Here is a 14,382-nt window from a genome sequence, read left to right as displayed (position 1 = left end):
TGCTGCTTTCTTGATCGAACGGAGAGGTTCGTGAATCCCACTCCGGGGTGGTTTCCGAGACGTCGTCCCGTGAAACATGCCAGTGGAGGGCTCACGTTCGCGGTGCTTGGCCAGCAGGGCACAAGAACCAAAGAGTCAGTCTACGTCATGGGGATGCCGCGGCCAAACCCGCGCGCAGGGCCCCGCCCGGCCCGCGCTATATATTCGGACGCGTGCGTCAAAGCAGGCCCCGGCGGGGCACCGCCCGTGTCGCCGGCGCCGCCGCGACGCTCATCGCCGGCGCCGTCGCCGTGCTCCTCGTGCTCACGGTCCCCGTGCTGACCAACGCCTACCTCCGGCTCCTCCCGTTCACGGCCGCCGGGCCGGGGACGGCGTTCCACGTGCCCTCGGGTTCGAAGGCAGCGGATGCCGCGGCATCCGGCACGACGGACGATCCGGCGACGCGCGCCGCGGCGTACCTTGCGACGCAGCCCGAGGCGGTGTGGCTGACGCCGGAGGCGCAGCCCGTCGACACGGTCGGAGCTCATGTCACCGCCCTTGCCGCGGAGGCGAGGTCGCAGGACGCGACCCTTGTGCTGGTCGTGTACGGACTCCCCGACCGCGACTGCGGCAACCAGTCCGCCGGTGGACTGGATCCGGCCGCCTACGACACGTGGACGCGCGCGATCGGCGCCGCCGTCCGCGCCGCGGAGACGCCGACGGTCGTGATCGTCGAGCCGGACGCGGTGGCACTCGCCCCCGACTGCGATGGGATGACGGAGCGCTTCGCGCACATCGCGACGGCCGTGACGAACCTGCAGGCCCGCACCGCGTGGCTCTACCTCGACGGCGGGCATTCGAACTGGCGCCCGGCGTCCGAGATGGCGCGGCTCATCGAGCGGATCGGCGTCACGCACATGATCCGCGGCGTCGCGACGAACGTGTCGAACTACAACACCGACGCCGCCGAGGTGATGTACGCCCGCACGCTGTCCGCCGCGCTCGGCGGGCTGCATGCCGTGATCGACACGAGCCGCAACGGCGCGGGCGCGACCGGCGAATGGTGCAACCCCGCCGGTCGGCTCGTCGGCGCGCGCAGCGGCAGCTTCGGCGACGACATCGTCGACGCGAACCTGTGGATCAAGCCCCCCGGCGAGAGCGACGGCGCCTGCAACGGCGGGCCGGCGGCCGGCCGGTGGTGGCCGGAGTCGGCCGTGGAGCTGACCCGCGACGTCGGCTGACGCTCCGCCCCAATAATCCCTCGCGTCACACGCATGTGGGAGGATGACGACTACTCCGCGCCCCCGCGCGAGGAGCGACGGCGACCGTCGCGCACGGCTCGAGGAGACCAGGGTTCAGTTGGCCGAATCAGAAGAACCGATCAAGACCGCGGTGATCGTCGAGGACGACCCCGAAGTCCGTCACCTCCTGATCGACGTCCTCGAATCCGCCGGCTTCTCCACCGTCTCGGTGGGCAACGGCATCGACGGCGTCCGGGCCGTGGCGCAGTACGCGCCGCTCATCACGACGCTGGACGTCAACATGCCGGGGATGGACGGCTTCGAGGCCGCCCGCCGCATCCGCGCGCAGAACCCCGAGACGTACATCATCATGATCACGGCGCTGCACGACGAGGCCGACGTGGTCCTTGGCCTGTCCGCCGGCGCCGACGACTTCATCCACAAGCCCTTCCGCCCGCGCGAGTTCCGTGCCCGCATCGAGGCCCTGCTGCGTCGCCCGCGCGCCCCGCTCGCGCCGGCGCCCCGCGCGCAGGAGAGCACCGGCCCGTCCTTCCCCGCGGGACGCCAGACGGCGAACGCGACGAACGGCATCCCGGTCGCTTCTCCCCCGCCCGCCGCACTCGATCGTCCGGTCGCGCCCGCCTCGTCGGATGTCGTCCGCGTCACCGAGCAGCCGTCGACCGTCGCCCCGCTGCCCGCGGGTGCCGGGTGGCTGACCCACCGCGACCTTCGCCTCGACCCCGACAGCCGGGTGGTGCTGATCGGCGACGAGGAGCTCGACCTCACGCGCACCGAGTTCGACCTGCTGGCCGCCCTCATGGAGTCGCGGCGCCGCGTCCGCAGCAAGGCCGACCTGACGCTCCTGCTCCGCGGCGAGTCGTACGTCACGACCTACTTCGTGGGCGACGCCGACAAGCGTGCCATCGAGGCGCACATGACGAACCTGCGTCGCAAGCTCGGCGACAACGCCGCGAGTCCGCGCTACATCGAGACCGTGCGCGGCGTGGGGTACCGGCTCACCGCCGACGGCGGCGGCGCCTTCTAGCCACCCGCGCCGCGCCCGCCGGTCGACGCGACGGAGCGCCCGTCGGGCTCAGACCCGGTAGCCGTGCTGACGGCGGATGAGCTTCAGGAACATGCCGAGGGTCTGCAGGATCGTCACGACGCCGAGGATCGGCCAGCCGATCCAGAGGATCGACGACTGCACGACCGGGCCGAGCATCGACCAGATCACGGCGAGCGCGATGAGGATCGCCACGACGACGACCAGCGGCGCCCAGTGCCCGTTGCCGCCGCCTCGCTCGGCCTTCGCCTGCGCGGCCCAGTTGTCGACCTTCTTCTTCGACAGGAAGCGGCTCCAGGCGCGCGCGAAGTGCGACAGCCGGATCCACATGTAGGCCTCGGCGGGGAGGACCAGCAGCGCGAAGAGGATGTCCCGGCGGGTGCGGTTCTGCATCGTCACGGCCATCCGCACGTTCAGGGCGACGGCCATCACGATGGGGATGAGCCACCACGGCGAGAAGACGAACGCGTTCAGGGAGAGCGACCCGGCCAGCAGCAGCACGAAGGCGATGCGGACGAACAGGTTGACGGCCATGGCGCCGTTCTCCAGCCAGCGCACCCGGAGATTGGGGTGGAACGGCTGCCCTTTGGTGTCGCCGCGCTGTCCCGGCCACATCAACTCGATGGCCCCGTAGGTCCACTTCACCTGCTGGGCGTCCAGGCCGCTGAGCGTCGTCATGCCACCGACGTCGGCGCGGGCGACGGGGCTGATCTTCGTCAGGTAGCCGGCGCTCTTGATCTGCAGGGAGAGCAGCGAGTCCTCCACCTCGCTGTCCTTCACCCAGGGCGTGGACTGGTGGTTCTCGCGCATGACCTCGCGAAATGCGTGCGTGGAGAAGATGGAGAACTGCCCGCCGAGGACGGCCATGTTGCGGCCGCGCAGCAGGTTCTGCAGGTTGAACGCGGCGAACTGCGAGCGCTGACCGCTGATGAGGAACGACGCGAGTCCGCGGAACGGCGTGCTGTCGATCGAGTAGATCGCCGAGATGCCGCCGATGCGGCTGTCGCTCGTGATCTCGGTTTCGAGGTATTCGACGGCACGTGCGTCGGCGGTCGTGTCGCCGTCGACGCCGAGCAGGTAGTCGTAGCCCTCGACCAGCGCGTAGCCGTAGTTCAGGGCGCCGACCTTCTTGTCGGGGTTCTTGCCGATGTCGTGGACGAACACCTCGGTGAACTGCTCCCCCATCTCCGTCGTGATGGTGTGCGCGCCGGCGAACCGGGAGGCGACCTTGACGGTGGCATCCGACGTGTTGTTGACGACGACGTGGATGACGTCGGGCACGCGGGTCTGGGAGAGCAGGCTCTCGAGGACGCTCGCGATCGACTCCTCCTCGTTGTACGCGGGGATGACGCAGCCGATGGTCGAGCGCTGCGTCTCGTCGAAGACGTCGTCGAAATCCGCCGGGAAAGCAGTGTGCGCAGGCCCCGTGATCTCGAGCTCGACGGACCGCACCGCACGGGTCGTGTGCGCCCTCGGCGCGGTGTCGGCGGAGTCGATGTGGTGAGGCGGGAACGTCATGACTCCACCTTGCTAGAGTTGCCTCCGCGTCATGTGGAGGGACGGTCCAGGCCACCTCAAGACTCGGTCAAGACCTCCGCAACGGATGCGGGCGCCGCCCCTCCGTCGATGCGGAGCCCGGTGGGAGCGTGCTGTGGTCGAGGTGTTCGCGGTCGCCCTGGTGCTCGCATCCGCGATGGGCATCGCCATCATGGTGTTCGCGCAGCCGTGGCAGCGCGGCGGCGAGCACGGCCTGCCGATGACCGCACTGGCGGGCATCGCGGCCTTCGCCGCGCTGCTGTCGACGCTCGGCTACGTCATCGCCGGCAACACCCCGCGCTCCTCCATGCCGCTCGTCATCGCGGACACCACGATGCCGTTGGCCATCGGCCTGCTGTGGGCCGCCATGCGCCGCGCGCGCGGCTCCACCCGATCGGTGCTGCCGGCCCTCATCGTCCCGTCGGCGCTCGTGGGCGTGACGACGCTGTGGATCTCACCCGACGCCGGTCAGTACGCGAAGCTCGGCGTGCTCTTCCTCTTCTCCGGTCTCACCGCGTGGGAGTGCTTCCGGCCCGGCATCCCGCGGTCGCCCGGCCGCACCGTCGTGGGTGTCGCGACCGGCATATATGGGGTCTACTGCCTGGTCCGCCTGGTGGGCACCGCCGTCCTCGGCGTCGAGTCGCCGGTATACGAGGTGGCCCTGGCGACGGCGCCGAGCGGCATCGTCGGCGCCGTGGTCACGGCCGCGTGCGCGTACGGCGTCACCCGGATCGCCCTCGACGACGGCCTCGCCCGTGGACCCAAGCGCATTCTCGGCGTGCGGGCGTTCCGCACGGCCGCGGCGATCCGCTTCGCACTGGCCTCGCCCCGCTCGGTCGTGCTGATCAGCATCCTCGACCTCTCGCTGCATCGCACGGCCTATGGCCGCAGCTGGACGCGGGAGGTGTTCGCGGCCCTCCTCGAAGCGGTGGATGCCGCGTTCCCGGCCGACGTCGTCATCGGCCGCGTGCGGCCCGGGATCTTCGCCGCGATGGCGACGAGCTTCGACGTCGACGAGGGCGTCGAGGACGATGTGCGCGCGCTGTTCACCGAAGGTCTCGAACTCCGCGGCGTCCGCTACCGACCCGACCTGTCGGTGCAGCAGGTGACGCTGCGCAGCGTGGCGGAGATCGTGCGGGCGGCGCGCCCCGCGAGCCGCGCCGAGCGACTGAGCCGCTCGACACCGAGACCGTAGACTCGGGCCATGGTCACACCGACCCAGAGCAGGCGTTTGCGGGGCGGCGCGTTGGCCCGCTCCCAGGCGTTGACGCCGGCCGTCAGCACGCGGACGTACTCCGTGTGGCTCGCCCAGCTGCTGCTCGCGGGGATCATCATCATCCTCGTCCTGATGGCGCAGGCGCTCGCGCCGCAGGCCACGACGTCGTGGACGTTCACGGCGGGCATCTCCATCATCATCGTGACGACCGCCGCGACGCTGGCCGTCCCGTGGGACCGTCTCCCCGACCGCCTGGTGCTGGTCGTGCCGCTCGTCGACATCGCCGCGATCGGTCTGCTGACGATCGATCCCCTGCTGAGCGTCGGGTCGCTGTGGCTCTTCCCCGTCGTATGGATCGCCACCTACTTCGGCCGCGTCGCGATCGTGAGCGGCCTGAGCCTCATCACGGCCTGCATCGTCGTCCGCGACTACGCGATCCTCGGGCAGCCGGGGCCCACGATGCGCCTCGTCGTGACCCTGCTCTCCTTCGGCTTCATCTCGCTGTTCATGCACACGAGCGCGAGCCAGAACCGGGCGTTCCGGCAGCTGCTGAGCCGGCAGGCCGACAAGCTCGCCGACACCGTCGACCGCACGAGCCGGCAGGAGCGCGAGGGGTCGCGCCTGCTGGATGCCGTCGACGTCGGCGTCGTCCGGCTGTCCCCCCGCGGGGAGATCGTCTACGCGAACGAGCGATACCGGGCCCTGTACGGGCTCGACGTGGGCGACCCTGCCGCCCGGGCGCGGGCCGTGGAGTACGACGGCTTCCGCGGCCGCCCGCTCGCGCCGGAGCGCCAGCCGCTGGCCCGCGTCGTCGGCGGCGAGCGGTTCGTCGACGAGCGCATCTGGCTCTTCGACCAGAACGGCGATTGGCATGCCCTGTCGCTGTCCGCGCGCGACCTGACCGACGTCGCCGAGGGGTCGGCCACGCTGCTCGTCGTCCACGACATCACCGACGTCATCCGCGCCGAGTCCGACCGGCAGACCCTCGCCGCCCGCGTCTCGCACGAGCTGCGCAACCCCCTCACCGCCGTCCTCGGCTACTCCGAGATGCTCAGCGACGACACGACCGAGGACCGCACCCGCGACCGCGCGGAGGCGATCAACACCGCCGCCGAGCGCATGATGCGGATGATCGGCGAGCTGCTCCTCGCGCCGGCCGAGCAGGCGGCCGCCCCCGTCCGCCAGACGACGAACCTGGGTCAGATCTGCGCCGACGCCGTGGCGGCGTTCGATCCCGCCGCACGACTGGCCGGCGTGGTCCTCCGCCTCGACACGGCCGAAGCGGTGATCGTCGACGGCGACGCGTTCCGGCTGCGCCAGGTCGTCGACAACCTGGTGAGCAACGCCCTGAAGTACACGCTGAAGGGCGGCCGGGTCCGTGTCGCCGCGACACACGACGGCGACACCGCGACCCTCGTCGTCTCGGACTCCGGCGTCGGCATGACCCAGAGCGAAGTGCAGCGCATCTTCGAGCCCTACTTCCGCAGCGACAGCGCCCGCGCCAGCACGACGCAGGGCACGGGACTCGGCATGGGCATCGTCCAGTCGATCATCGCGGAGCACGGCGGGACCATCGCGGTGCAGAGCGAGCCCGGCGCAGGCACCAAAGTGACGGTCACCCTCCCGGCCCGCCCCGACCGCGGCGAGCCGGACCGCGTCGGCGGCCCGTCATCCGACGTCGCTGCGGCGGATGACGACCGGTGAACACCTTCCTCTCCGCCGAGCCGTTCGGCATCCTGCTCGCTCTCTGCGCCGTCGTGTCGGTGTGCGTCGTCCTCGTCGCCACCCTCGGTTTCCTCACCTTGCCGGTTCCTGCGACGACGCTGTGGACCTCGGCCCTGGCACTCGCCCTCGTGGCCAGCTGGGCCGCCGAGACGGCGACCGCGTTCGGTCTGCCGCCGTCGGCACGGACGATCGCGCTCGCACCCCTGACCGGCGTTCCCGCCATGGTCTGGTCCGGCTTCCGCGCGTCGCGCGGCGCCCGGACCTACGCGTGGATCGGCCCGGCGATCGCCGTGGTCGGCGGCGGCCTGTTGTGGTGGCTGCAGAACGCGTCCACCGCCCGGCTCGCCCTGTTCCTGCAGCTGACCGCAGCCGCCGTGTTCGCGGTCATCCTCGTCATCGAGCTCGTCGTGGTCGCCCCGCTCTACCGACGACTGACGGCGCCGACCGTGGTGGCGTCGAGCCTCCTGCCGATCATCGTCATCGCGGCGATCATCGTCGAGATCACCACGGGCGGCAGCACGGCCCTCGATGCCGTCCACGCGCTCATCAGCATCGCCGTCATCGTCTACCTCGTCGCGTTCACGGCGACCGTGCTGAGCCTCGTGGCCACCTGGCGCGCCGCACCCTCGACCACCGGGATGGCGGACGCGGTCCTCTCCGCCCCGCAGTTCGCCACACTCGCGACCGAGCGCCTGCGACGCATCCAGTCGCGCGGCGAGCGCACCTGGACCTTCGTCGACTTCCGCATGGACGAGCTGCGCAAGATCCGCGCCGCCACGGGGGATGTCGCCGTGGAGACCGTGACGGGGCACTTCGAACGCGCGATCGCCGCGGTCTTCCCCGCGGATGCCGATCTCGGGCGCGGGGAGCCGGGCCAGGTGCTGGTCCTCGTGTCACTGCCTGCCGTCGCGGCGAGCGAGTCGGTGCGGACGGTGCTCACCCGCCTCCGCGACGACTACGAGGGCAACCCGCTGGCCGTGCGCCTGACCGCGAGCGCCGGTGTCGTGCCCATCGATCCCGAGGCGACCGATCTGGCGCAGCTGCGCCGTGCGGCGGAATCCGCCGTCGAGACCGCGCGCGACGAGGGTGGCGACCGGTGGCACCGGGTCGATTCGCCTCCGCCCCCTCCGTCGACCCCCCTCCCCCCTCATGACTTCTTCCGCACGCGCCCGCTTCGCGGGCCTGGACGGTCTGCGCGCCGTCGCCGTCCTCCTCGTGGTGATCTACCACCTGTTCCCCGCGTGGCTGCTGCGCAGCGGGTTCATCGGCGTCGACGTCTTCTTCGTGATCTCGGGGTTCCTCATCACGTCACTGCTCCTCCGCGAGCGGGAGCAGACGGGCCGCATCGCGCTCGGATCGTTCTGGATCCGCCGGGCGCGGAGGCTCATGCCCGCGTTGGCCGTCGTCGTCACGGTGTGCGCGACCGCCGCGTGGCTGATCGGCGGCGACGTGCTCGTCGGGCTCGGACTGCAGGTCGCGGGAGCCGCCACCTTCTCCTACAACTGGCTCTCGATCGCGACCGGCGCGTCCTACTTCACGGCCGCGCAGCCGGAGGTGTTCCGCAACCTCTGGTCGCTCGCCCTGGAGGAGCAGTTCTACCTGCTCTGGCCGCTGCTGCTGCCCCTGTTCCTGCTGCTCCCGGGACGCTGGCCGCGCACACTCGCCGCGCTCGCCGTCGGCGCGGGATCGGCCGCGTGGGCCGTCGCGCTCCTCGCCACCGCGGAGCCCACCCGCACCTACTTCGGCACCGACAGTCACGCCTTCGGTCTGCTGCTCGGCGTCGCGCTCGCCTTCGCGTTGCAGGGTGCCGAGGCGCGGACAGCGCCGCCCCGCGCGCTGCGCATCGTCGGGGCCGTCCTCGGCGCGGCGGCGCTCGCGGGCCTCGTCGCCCTCGCGTCGATGACGCCGACCACGGATGCCCGGACCTTCCCGGGGATCCTCGTCGTCGCCTCCGTCCTCGCCGGCGTGATCGTCGCCGTGTCGGTGCGGCCCGGGTCGGTGTTCGGTCGCGCGCTGGACATCGCACCGCTGCGCTGGATCGGCGAGCGCTCGTACGGGATCTACCTGTGGCACTGGCCGCTGGTCGTGCTGGTGACGGCGGCCGGGACCGGGACGACGGCGGATGCCGGCGTGCCCGTCGCCGCCGGAGCGACCGCCGCCGCCCTCACCCTCGGTCTGGCTGCGCTGTCGTACCGGTTCGTCGAGCAGCCGGTCCGCGCGCACGGGTTCCGCGGCGTCGCGCGCCGGATGGGTGCCCGCTTCTCATCGTCCCCCGCGCGCCGGCTGGGGGCCGTCGCGGCGATCGCGGCCGGTGCCGTGCTGCTCGGCGGAACGACGGCCGCCGTCGCCGCCGCGCCCGAGACGACGTCGGGCGAAGCCGTCGTGCGGGCCGGTCAGGACGCCCTGGATCAGGCGGAGGCGGCGGATGGTGCGGCGCCGCCCGCACCGGTCTCGACTCCCGCCGACGACCGCCCGGCACCGCCGGCATCGGCACGGGTCCCCGGCGACCGGGTCACCGCGGTCGGCGACTCCGTTATGCTCGCGTCCGCACCAGGCCTGCTGGATATCTTCCCGGGCATCCACGTGGACGCGAAGGTGTCGCGGTCGATGTGGACGGCGCCCGAGATCCTCGCCCGCCTCGCGGAGCGCGGTCAGCTCCGCGACTACGTCGTCGTCGGGCTCGGGACGAACGGGCCCGTCGACGACGACACCCTCACCGAGGTCGACCGCATCGTGGGTCCGGACCGTCACCTCGTGCTCGTCAACGCCTACGCGCCCCGCGACTGGATCCCGGGGGTCAATCGCGAGCTCGCCGCGTTCGCGGCATCCCATCACGGCGTCTCGATCGCCGACTGGTCCTCCGCCATCGACGACCGCACCGACCTGCTGGCCGGCGACCGCATCCACCCCGGCGCCTCGGGCGCGAAGGTCTTCGCGGATGCCGTCGCGACCGCCGTTCAGCGCGTCGAGGACGAGCAGCTGCAGGCCCGCTACGAGGCCGCCGACCTGCTGTGGTCCATCGGCCACGCGATCCCGTCGCGGTAGCAGCCGCCGGATCAGTAGTGCTTCACGAGGGCGCGCGAGCGGTCCGTCGCGGTGAAGCCCAGGCGCTCGTAGAGCGTGTTCGCGCCCGTCGGGCTCTCGGTGTCCACGTCGAGCACCGCCTTCTCGAGGCCTGCGTCGGCGATCGCCGCGAGGGTGCGTGACACGACGAGGGGCGCGAGACCCCTGCGGCGGTGATCCCGTACGACGCCGATCAGGTCGATGTACGCGTTCGACGCCCCGAGCGTCTCCCAATCGTCCTCGTTGACGGATGCGAGGGAGAAGGCGACGATCCGGTCCCCGGCGAGCGCGACGCGCGACAGGTCGTACCGGAAGAACGGACCGCCGACGAACTGCTCCCAGCGCTCGGGATCTGTCGGCAGGCTCCCCCAGTGGTCGCGGAAGGCATCGTTGCGTGCGGTCCGCCCCGCCTCGGCCAGCTCGGGGGTGAACGGCACGATCTGGATGCCGTCGACCTCGGGCAGCTCCGGGAGCGTGGCCGCGCTGTCGCGCACCATGCTCGTGAACCACCGCTCGGTCTGCAGGCCCAGCCGCTCGGCGAGGACCACGGCCCCCGCATCGCGCTCATCCGCGTACATCACGGCCTCGGCCGGCAGCGCGGCGCCCGATTCGGCGAACTGCTGCAGCGCCCGAGCCAGCTCCCACTGCACGACCGCTCCGCCGATCCCCCGCCGTCGCCAGTCCGGGTGCACGACGCCGTCGAGGTAGGTGCGGACCACGGACGACCGATCGGCGTGCGGCATCGCGACGCCCACCGCGACGGGGGTGCCGTCCGCGGCGAACCCCACCAGTGTGTCGCGGGCAGCGTCGACGTGGCTCAGCTCGAGCGTCTCCTCGAGCTCCTCCCGCGGGGTCGTGTAGGTGGGGTGGTCCACCGGCGCCGCCGCGGCGAAGACGCTGTGCATCGCGTCGATCTCCGCCAGGCTGGCCGGGCGCCACTGCGTGACATCCGGGTGCTCCGGCGTGATGGGCTCGGGCGTCGGTCCGAGGCGTTCGGCGAGGGTCGCGTCGTCGGTGCTCACCATCTCACCCTAGCGAGCGGACCGGATGCAGAAAGGCCCGCTCCCCGAAGGGGGCGGGCCTTTCACGCGGATCGGAGCCTTACGCGGACTTCTCCTCGACGGCGTCCTCGGCGGCGGCCTCAGCGGCAGCGCCCTCCTCCGGCGACTCGGCGCCGGCAGCGGCGGCCTCGTCAGCCTCGACCGGAGCCTCGGCGGCGGTCTCCTCGACGGGAGCCTCCTCCGTGGCCGGGGCCTCGGCGGCGGGAGCGGCCTTGGCCGACTTCTTGGCCGACTTCGGCTTCGGCTTCACCGGCTCGAGGACGAGCTCGATGACGGCCATGGGGGCGTTGTCGCCCTTGCGGTTGCCGACCTTCGTGATGCGGGTGTAGCCACCCTCACGCTCGGCGACGAGCGGCGCGATCTCGGTGAAGAGGACGTGCACGACCTCCTTGGAACCGATGACCCCGAGCACGCGACGGCGTGCGTGCAGGTCGCCGCGCTTGGCGAACGTGATGAGACGCTCGGCGAGCGGGCGGACGCGCTTGGCCTTGGTCTCGGTCGTGGTGATGGACTTGTGAGTGAAGAGGGCCGCGGCGAGGTTCGCAAGCAGCAGGCGCTCGTGGGCGGGGCCGCCTCCGAGGCGGGGACCCTTCGTGGGCTTGGGCATGTCAGTTACTCCAGTTGAAAAGTGTCAGCGAGAGACCCGGGCGAGCCGGAGTCGACTCAAACGGTCTCGTCGTCGTATCCGCCGTAGAAGTGCGCGCCGTCGAACCCGGGGACCGAGTCCTTCAGCGACAGGCCGAGCGAGATGAGCTTGTCGCGCACCTCGTCGACCGACTTCTGGCCGAAGTTGCGGATGTTCATGAGCTGCGTCTCCGAGAGGGCGACGAGCTCAGACACCGTGTTGATGCCCTCGCGCTTGAGGCAGTTGTACGAACGCACCGAGAGGTCGAGGTCTTCGATCGGCATCGACAGCTCGTTGGTGAGGACCTGCTCGACCGGCGCGGGGCCGATCTCGATGCCCTCGGCCTCGACGTTCAGCTCGCGTGCGAGGCCGAACAGCTCGGTCAGCGTGCGGCCGGCGGACGCGACGGCATCCCGAGCGGAGATCGAGGACTTCGTCTCGACATCCAGCACCAGCTTGTCGAAGTCGGTGCGCTCCCCGGCACGGGTCGCGTCGACGCGGTAGCTGACCTTCAGGACCGGCGAGTAGATCGAGTCGATCGGGACCTGACCGGCCTCGGCGTACTCGTTGCGGTTCTGCGTCGCCGAGACGTAGCCGCGGCCACGCTCGATCGTCAGCTCGAGCTCGAACTTGGCGTTGTCGTTGAGGGTCGCGATGACCAGCTCGGGGTTGTGGACCTCGACGCCCGCCGGAGCGGAGATGTCGGCCGCGGTGACCTCGCCGGCACCCGTCTTGCGCAGGTACGCCGTGATGGGCTCGTCACGCTCGGAGGAGACGACGAGCTGCTTGATGTTGAGGATGATCTCGGTGACATCCTCCTTCACGCCCGGGATGGTGCTGAACTCGTGCAGCACACCGTCGATGCGGATGCTGGTGACCGCGGCGCCGGGGATCGAGGACAGCAGGCTGCGACGCAGCGCGTTGCCGATGGTGTAACCGAAACCGGGCTCCAGGGGCTCGATGACGAACCGGCTGCGGAACTCGCCGATCTTCTCCTCGGTCAGAGTGGGACGCTGTGCGATGAGCACTATGTGTTCCTTTCAATCACGTGACCGCTATTTGACACGTGCAGTTGGTGAGGTTTTGAGTTTTTGTCAGCGGATGCCGCCTGATCGCGGCATCCGGGAAACGGCGGCAGCCGGGACACCGTGAGGTGCCCCGGCTCCGAGAGATCAGACGCGGCGGCGCTTCGGCGGGCGGCAGCCGTTGTGCGCCTGCGGGGTGACGTCCTGGATGGACCCCACCTCGAGGCCGGCGGCCTGCAGCGAGCGGATCGCGGTCTCGCGACCCGAGCCGGGACCCTTCACGAAGACGTCGACCTTCTTGACGCCGTGCTCGGCGGCCTGACGGGCGGCCGACTCGGCAGCCATGCCGGCGGCGTACGGGGTCGACTTGCGCGAGCCCTTGAAGCCCACGCCACCCGAGGACGCCCAGCTGATGACCGCACCCGACGGGTCGGTGATCGAGACGATCGTGTTGTTGAACGTCGACTTGATGTGGGCCTGGCCCAGCGCGATGTTCTTCTTCTCCTTGCGGCGCGGCTTGCGCGCAGCTGACTTGGCCTGTGCCATTTTGCGTTCTCCCTAAATCCTTGAGGCGCCGGCGGAGGCCTAGCGCGCCTTCTTCTTGCCGGCGACGGTGCGCTTGGGACCCTTGCGGGTACGCGCGTTCGTCTTGGTGCGCTGACCGCGCACCGGGAGGCCGCGACGGTGGCGGACGCCCTCGTAGGAGCCGATCTCGACCTTGCGGCGGATGTCGGCGGCGACCTCGCGGCGGAGATCGCCCTCGACCTTGTAGGTGCCTTCGATGTGGTCGCGGAGCGTGACGAGCTGCTCGTCGGTGAGGTCCTTGACGCGGATGCTCTCGTCGATCTCCGTTGCCTTGAGGATCTCGACCGAGCGGGTACGGCCGACGCCGTAGATGTAGGTGAGCGCGATCACAACGCGCTTGTCGCGCGGGATGTCAACGCCGGCAAGACGTGCCATGCGGTTCTCCTGGGGAGTGAGTGGAGGTGTGGAGCAGGATCGGTGCCCGGGCCTCCGCCCGAGGTGTCCCCGACCGAGGTCGGTTCTTGTTCCTGCCTGTGTGTGTATTCAGTTGTCAGTTCGCGGGGCGGATGCCGTGGCATCCGCTCGTCGTCAGCCCTGGCGCTGCTTGTGGCGCGGGTTGGACTTGCAGATCACCATGACGCGGCCGTGGCGGCGGATGACCTTGCAGTGGTCGCAGATGGGCTTGACGGAGGGGTTGACCTTCATGATGTTTCCTGTTTCGCTGTCTTCGTACCCGGGCACAGGTGTGCTCGGGCCGTTACTTCTCAGCCGGTCTAGCGGTAGCGGTAGACGATGCGTCCGCGCGTGAGGTCGTAGGGCGAGAGCTCCACGACGACGCGGTCTTCCGGGATGATGCGGATGTAGTTCTGCCGCATCTTGCCCGAGATCGTGGCAAGGACCTTGTGTCCGTTGGTGAGCTCGACGCGGAACATCGCGTTGGGCAGCGCTTCGGAGATCACGCCCTCGATCTCGATGACACCGTCTTTCTTAGCCATAGCCTCGTTGTCGCTTGTGCAGACCGGCCGGTCTGCGGGTGGATGGGGATTCGGTGCCTCGACACGCCAATAGAGGCGCAAGGCACCAAAGATCAAGTGTACGTGGTATCGGGGCCTCCGGCAACTCGGCTCCGCCCGCGCGCGGCGGCCGCGCGCGGCCCCGCGCGCTGCGGCCTGGGCCCAGCCGCATCCACTTCGCCGAGAAACCACATCCAGCGCGACAAACCAGGGCTGGCGTGGTTTCTCATGCGGGAAGTGATGTCTCGCCGCCGGATGTCGCGGTCGGCGGGCACCGGAGGCTCCTGCACCGGCGCGTGGGCGCGCGCGT

15 protein-coding genes are annotated in these 14,382 nt (G+C 70.6%); 5 read left to right on the top strand and 10 right to left on the bottom strand.

Features of this window, described 5'->3' with window-relative positions; all coding sequences use genetic code 11:
- The first annotated feature begins 212 nt into the window (after nucleotides 1-212).
- Nucleotides 213-1,220: a glycoside hydrolase family 6 protein gene (locus QZL85_RS10655; protein ID WP_295576598.1), complete on the top strand. Its 1,008-nt coding sequence runs from the start codon at nucleotides 213-215 to the stop codon at nucleotides 1,218-1,220.
- Nucleotides 1,221-1,338: 118 nt separating this feature from the next.
- On the top strand, nucleotides 1,339-2,265 hold the full coding sequence (locus tag QZL85_RS10650; protein ID WP_295576597.1) for a response regulator transcription factor: 927 nt from the start codon (nucleotides 1,339-1,341) through the stop codon (nucleotides 2,263-2,265).
- Between the two features lie 48 nt (nucleotides 2,266-2,313).
- On the opposite strand, the gene QZL85_RS10645 is transcribed toward QZL85_RS10650, so the two are convergent.
- The gene (locus QZL85_RS10645; protein WP_295576596.1) at nucleotides 2,314-3,801 is read right to left on the bottom strand and encodes a glycosyltransferase; all 1,488 of its coding nucleotides are present in this window, start codon (nucleotides 3,799-3,801) and stop codon (nucleotides 2,314-2,316) included.
- A gap of 133 nt (nucleotides 3,802-3,934) precedes the next feature.
- Between QZL85_RS10645 and QZL85_RS10640 the strand changes: the two genes are divergently transcribed.
- The gene (locus QZL85_RS10640; RefSeq protein WP_295576595.1) at nucleotides 3,935-5,014 is read left to right on the top strand and encodes a hypothetical protein; all 1,080 of its coding nucleotides are present in this window, start codon (nucleotides 3,935-3,937) and stop codon (nucleotides 5,012-5,014) included.
- A 9-nt stretch (nucleotides 5,015-5,023) separates the two neighbouring features.
- Complete coding sequence (locus QZL85_RS10635) at nucleotides 5,024-6,739, top strand: cell wall metabolism sensor histidine kinase WalK (protein WP_295576594.1); 1,716 nt, start codon at nucleotides 5,024-5,026, stop codon at nucleotides 6,737-6,739.
- Nucleotides 6,740-7,181: 442 nt separating this feature from the next.
- Here the strand turns inward: QZL85_RS10635 and QZL85_RS10630 are convergent, their stop codons facing one another.
- Together QZL85_RS10630 and QZL85_RS10625 are read right to left on the bottom strand one after the other, a co-directional pair.
- Nucleotides 7,182-7,322, bottom strand: a complete 141-nt coding sequence (locus QZL85_RS10630; protein ID WP_295576592.1) for a hypothetical protein — start codon at nucleotides 7,320-7,322, stop codon at nucleotides 7,182-7,184.
- A gap of 331 nt (nucleotides 7,323-7,653) precedes the next feature.
- A complete protein-coding gene (locus tag QZL85_RS10625) occupies nucleotides 7,654-7,863 on the bottom strand; it encodes a hypothetical protein (protein WP_295576591.1) in 210 nt (69 codons plus the stop codon).
- A gap of 46 nt (nucleotides 7,864-7,909) precedes the next feature.
- On the opposite strand from QZL85_RS10625, the gene QZL85_RS10620 reads away from it, so the two are divergent.
- Complete coding sequence (locus tag QZL85_RS10620) at nucleotides 7,910-9,805, top strand: acyltransferase family protein (protein WP_295576590.1); 1,896 nt, start codon at nucleotides 7,910-7,912, stop codon at nucleotides 9,803-9,805.
- An 11-nt stretch (nucleotides 9,806-9,816) separates the two neighbouring features.
- Here QZL85_RS10620 and QZL85_RS10615 read toward each other — a convergent pair whose 3' ends face one another.
- The 7 genes from QZL85_RS10615 to infA all read right to left on the bottom strand — a co-directional run bounded on the left by QZL85_RS10615 (nucleotide 9,817) and on the right by infA (nucleotide 14,054).
- The gene (locus QZL85_RS10615) at nucleotides 9,817-10,845 is read right to left on the bottom strand and encodes a GNAT family N-acetyltransferase (RefSeq protein WP_295576589.1); all 1,029 of its coding nucleotides are present in this window, start codon (nucleotides 10,843-10,845) and stop codon (nucleotides 9,817-9,819) included.
- Nucleotides 10,846-10,924: 79 nt separating this feature from the next.
- Nucleotides 10,925-11,491 carry a 50S ribosomal protein L17 gene (gene rplQ, locus QZL85_RS10610; protein ID WP_295576588.1) on the bottom strand — a complete coding sequence of 189 codons (567 nt, stop codon included), beginning with the start codon at nucleotides 11,489-11,491 and terminating at the stop codon, nucleotides 10,925-10,927.
- A gap of 56 nt (nucleotides 11,492-11,547) precedes the next feature.
- A complete protein-coding gene (locus tag QZL85_RS10605; protein WP_295576586.1) occupies nucleotides 11,548-12,537 on the bottom strand; it encodes a DNA-directed RNA polymerase subunit alpha in 990 nt (329 codons plus the stop codon).
- 144 nt (nucleotides 12,538-12,681) lie between these two features.
- Nucleotides 12,682-13,080, bottom strand: coding sequence for a 30S ribosomal protein S11 (gene rpsK, locus QZL85_RS10600; RefSeq protein WP_047544506.1), 399 nt, complete (start codon nucleotides 13,078-13,080; stop codon nucleotides 12,682-12,684).
- 39 nt (nucleotides 13,081-13,119) lie between these two features.
- Complete coding sequence (gene rpsM, locus QZL85_RS10595; protein WP_295576584.1) at nucleotides 13,120-13,494, bottom strand: 30S ribosomal protein S13; 375 nt, start codon at nucleotides 13,492-13,494, stop codon at nucleotides 13,120-13,122.
- 153 nt (nucleotides 13,495-13,647) lie between these two features.
- Nucleotides 13,648-13,764 carry a 50S ribosomal protein L36 gene (gene rpmJ / locus QZL85_RS10590; RefSeq protein WP_005050492.1) on the bottom strand — a complete coding sequence of 39 codons (117 nt, stop codon included), beginning with the start codon at nucleotides 13,762-13,764 and terminating at the stop codon, nucleotides 13,648-13,650.
- A 68-nt stretch (nucleotides 13,765-13,832) separates the two neighbouring features.
- Nucleotides 13,833-14,054 (bottom strand): translation initiation factor IF-1, encoded by a 222-nt coding sequence (gene infA, locus QZL85_RS10585; protein WP_028496510.1) that lies wholly within the window; start codon nucleotides 14,052-14,054, stop codon nucleotides 13,833-13,835.
- Nucleotides 14,055-14,382: the final 328 nt, after the last annotated feature.

The sequence above is a fragment of the uncultured Microbacterium sp. genome, assembly GCF_900078385.1.
Lineage (GTDB): Bacteria > Actinomycetota > Actinomycetes > Actinomycetales > Microbacteriaceae > Microbacterium.
The sequence above is the reverse complement of the archived record's forward strand: the minus strand, read 5'-3'. Positions and strand labels throughout refer to the sequence as shown.

Bases quoted from the DNA above. Each gene is read 5' to 3' on its own strand.
- QZL85_RS10645 (WP_295576596.1), bottom strand. From the start codon at position 3,801: ATGACGTTCCCGCCTCACCACATCGACTCCGCCGACACCGCGCCGAGG.
- rpmJ (WP_005050492.1), bottom strand. From the start codon at position 13,764: ATGAAGGTCAACCCCTCCGTCAAGCCCATCTGCGACCACTGCAAGGTC.
- QZL85_RS10620 (WP_295576590.1), top strand. From the start codon at position 7,910: ATGACTTCTTCCGCACGCGCCCGCTTCGCGGGCCTGGACGGTCTGCGC.
- rpsM (WP_295576584.1), bottom strand. From the start codon at position 13,494: ATGGCACGTCTTGCCGGCGTTGACATCCCGCGCGACAAGCGCGTTGTG.
- QZL85_RS10630 (WP_295576592.1), bottom strand. From the start codon at position 7,322: ATGACGGCGATGCTGATGAGCGCGTGGACGGCATCGAGGGCCGTGCTG.
- QZL85_RS10635 (WP_295576594.1), top strand. From the start codon at position 5,024: ATGGTCACACCGACCCAGAGCAGGCGTTTGCGGGGCGGCGCGTTGGCC.
- rplQ (WP_295576588.1), bottom strand. From the start codon at position 11,491: ATGCCCAAGCCCACGAAGGGTCCCCGCCTCGGAGGCGGCCCCGCCCAC.
- rpsK (WP_047544506.1), bottom strand. From the start codon at position 13,080: ATGGCACAGGCCAAGTCAGCTGCGCGCAAGCCGCGCCGCAAGGAGAAG.
- infA (WP_028496510.1), bottom strand. From the start codon at position 14,054: ATGGCTAAGAAAGACGGTGTCATCGAGATCGAGGGCGTGATCTCCGAA.